This window comes from Micromonospora sp. NPDC049580, from assembly GCF_040675595.1.
Taxonomy (GTDB): domain Bacteria; phylum Actinomycetota; class Actinomycetes; order Mycobacteriales; family Micromonosporaceae; genus Micromonospora.
This window is the reverse complement of sequence record NZ_JBFAPG010000630.1, coordinates 1-2,944: the sequence shown is the minus strand read 5'-3', so window position 1 is coordinate 2,944 and position 2,944 is coordinate 1. Positions and strand designations below refer to the sequence as shown.

Genomic DNA, 2,944 nt, shown 5'->3' with positions numbered 1-2,944 from the left:
CATGTGGCAGTTCCGGGTGATGTTGCCGCCGGCGTGCAGGATGTCGACGAACCAGCCACAGCCGCCCTTGCCGGGGTACCCGTCCACGTCGCAGCGCCTCGGTGACGACCATCCCGTACGTCTCGCCCCGCGACGGCAGCACCAGCAGGTCGGCGGCGGCGTACGCGGCGTCGAGCGCCGGGCCGGTCAGCGGGCCCGCCAGCCGGACCCGTTCCGACAGGCCGGCGCCGGCGAGCCGGTCGCGGAGTCGGTGCACCAGTTCGGGTTCCCGGGTCAGCGTGCCGGCGCAGACCAGCGTCCAGGGCATCTCGGCCAGCACGCACAGGGCGTCGACCAGCACGTCGTGGCCCTTGTGGCGGGTGACCGCGGCGACGCAGAGGAGTCGGTGGCCGGCTGCCGAGCCGGGGGGCGCCGGCGGTGCGGGCGTCACCCCCGGCGGCGCGACCCGGACGCGGTCGGCCGGCAACCCGTGGTGGGCCAGCAGGCGACGGCGGGTCCACTCGCTGGTGGCGACGACCGCTCGCGCGGTGGCCAGCGCCCGGCCCTCGGCCTCGTCGTTCAAAGGCATGTGCACCAGGAGGACGAGGCGCAGCCGTGTCGCGTGCGGGGCGAGCAGGTCCGGCACCGTCGAGGCGATCAGGCCGTCGACGAGCACCACGGCGTCGTCCGGCGCGGTGGCCAGCAGCCGGGCCAGCGCCGCGAGCGCCGCCGGGTCGGGGTGCGGCCACGCTCCGGGCACCGAATGCTCGTGCACCACCCAACCGCGCTCGCCGAGCCCGGCGCAGACCCGCCGGTCGTACGTGTTGCCGCCGCTGGGCGCTGCCGGGTCGTCGATGTCGCCGGGCAGGACGACGTGCACCGTACGGCGGTGCGGGCCGACGACCCCGGCGGCGTGGGCCGGCGTCGGCTGGCCCGCGTCGATCACAGCGACCGCTCGTAGCTGGCCCAGGCGACGTGTGACTCGTGCAGGGTGACGGTGATGCCGGCCAGCTCACGCGCCCCGGCGCCCAGCTCACCGGCGTGCACCCGCTCGGCCAGGCGGTCGGCGACGGTACGGGCCAGCACCTCGGTGGTGGTGTTCATCCCGGCGAACGCGGGCTCGTCGTCGAGGTTGCGGTAGGACAGCTCGCCGACCACGGCGCGCAGCTGCTCGGTGGCCAGCCCGATGTCGACGACGATGCCGTCGGCGTCCAGGTCGGGCCGGCGGAACGTCGCGTCCACCACGAACGTCGCCCCGTGCAGGCGCTGAGCCGGGCCGAACACCTCGCCCCGGAAACTGTGGGCGATCATCATGTGATCCCGAACGGTCACGCTGAACACGGTCACTCCCCGTCGTCGTAGCTGATGAGGTGGCAGAGCGCGGGCAGGTCACCCGTGCTCAGTTGGGCGAGTACGTCGGGCAGTTCGGTGAACCGGGACGCGCCGGTGATCAGCGCGTCGAAGGCCGGGTCGTCGAGCAGGTCCAGGGCCAGCGCCAGCCGATCGGCGTAGCTGCGGCGGCCCCGCCGCGCGGGCGCGACCATGCCGACCTGGCTGCTGCGCACGGTGAGCCGTCGGGAGTGGAACGCCCCGCCCAGCGACACCTGCACCGGGCGGTCGCCGTACCAGCTCAGCTCGATCACCGTGCCCTCGGGCGCGAGCAGGTCCAGCGCCTGTTGCAGCCCGGCGGACGTGGCGCTGGCGTGCACGACCAGGTCCCGGTCGCCGGTCGCGTCGCCCGGCCGGGCGAACCGCACACCGAGCGCCCCGGCTACCCCGACCCGGCGCGCGTCGGTGTCGATCAGCTCGACGTCCACACCGGGGAAACGCGCCAGTAGCGCTGCGACGCAGCAGCCGACCATGCCCGCGCCGACCACGCTGACCCGGTCGCCGACCAGGGGCGCGGCGTCCCACAGGGCGTTCACGGCGGTCTCCACCGTGCCGGCGAGCACGGCGCGGGCGGGCGGCACGTCGTCCGGCACCGGCACCACTGCCGTCGCCGGCACGACGTACGCGCTCTGGTGCGGGTGCAGGCAGAACACCGTACGCCCGAGCAACTCCGGCGGGCCCTGGTCGACCACGCCGACGCTGAGGTAGCCGTACTTCACCGGGCCGGGGAAGTCACCCTCCTGGAACGGGGCGCGCATCGCCGCGTACTGGTCGGCGGGCACCCGGCCGGCAAACACCAGCGTCTCGGTGCCCCGGCTGACCCCGGAGTAGCGGGCTCGCACCAGCACCTCGTCCGGCCCCGGGACGGGCAGCGACACCGGCCGGATCTCCGCCGCGCCGGGCTCGCGCACCCAGCAGGCGTACGCCTCGCGGATCACCCTCGCACACCTCACCTTTTGTCCCGGTCGAACCGAACGGCCCTGATTTCCGTGTTCCCTGTCGGGGTCGTCGATCATAAACACGGAGGTACGGTGCCCACAGTTCGAAGCGGTCCGGTGATCGGGCTGAGCGCGCAGTTGGTCGTGCTGGCGGCGCTGGCCGCCACCGTGGGTCTGAGCACGGCGGGCTGGCTGGCCGGGGCCGGCTACGCGGCGCTCACCTGCCTCGCGTTGAGCCGGGGCCTGCACCTGTCCGGCGCGTCGCGGCTCGGCCCCGCCGACCGGGTGACGCTGGCCCGGGCCGTCCTGGTCGGCGCGGTCACCGCGCTGGTGGTGGACTCGTTCGGCCACCCGACGCCGGTGGGGCTGCTGGTCGCGCTGAGCACGGTGGCCCTGCTGCTGGACGCGGTGGACGGTCAGGTCGCCCGGCGCACCGGCACGGTCAGCGCGCTCGGGGCCCGCTTCGACATGGAGGTCGACGCGTTCCTCATCCTGGTTCTCAGCGTGTACGTCGCCCCGGCGGCCGGGAGCTGGGTGCTGGCCATCGGCGCGATGCGGTACGTCTTCGTCGCGGCCAGCGCCGTGCTGCCCTGGCTGCGCGGCGCGTTGCCGCCGCGCTACTGGCGCAAGGTGGTGGC

Annotated in this window: 4 protein-coding genes; 1 reads left to right on the top strand and 3 read right to left on the bottom strand. The window is 74.7% G+C overall.

Going from position 1 to position 2,944, the window contains the following annotated elements:
- The 3 genes from AB0J68_RS30210 to AB0J68_RS30200 form a co-directional block, all read right to left on the bottom strand.
- Nucleotides 1-859, bottom strand: an 859-nt coding sequence (locus AB0J68_RS30210; protein ID WP_363942051.1) for a glycosyltransferase, incomplete at its 3' end; no start/stop codon positions are given.
- Nucleotides 860-921: 62 nt separating this feature from the next.
- Complete coding sequence (locus tag AB0J68_RS30205; RefSeq protein ID WP_354860845.1) at nucleotides 922-1,320, bottom strand: 6-carboxytetrahydropterin synthase; 399 nt, start codon at nucleotides 1,318-1,320, stop codon at nucleotides 922-924.
- A gap of 2 nt (nucleotides 1,321-1,322) precedes the next feature.
- Nucleotides 1,323-2,306 carry an NAD(P)-binding protein gene (locus AB0J68_RS30200; RefSeq protein ID WP_363942049.1) on the bottom strand — a complete coding sequence of 328 codons (984 nt, stop codon included), beginning with the start codon at nucleotides 2,304-2,306 and terminating at the stop codon, nucleotides 1,323-1,325.
- A 93-nt stretch (nucleotides 2,307-2,399) separates the two neighbouring features.
- Between AB0J68_RS30200 and AB0J68_RS30195 the strand changes: the two genes are divergently transcribed.
- Nucleotides 2,400-2,944: CDP-alcohol phosphatidyltransferase family protein (locus AB0J68_RS30195; RefSeq protein WP_363942045.1), on the top strand; the 545-nt coding region annotated here is incomplete at its 3' end.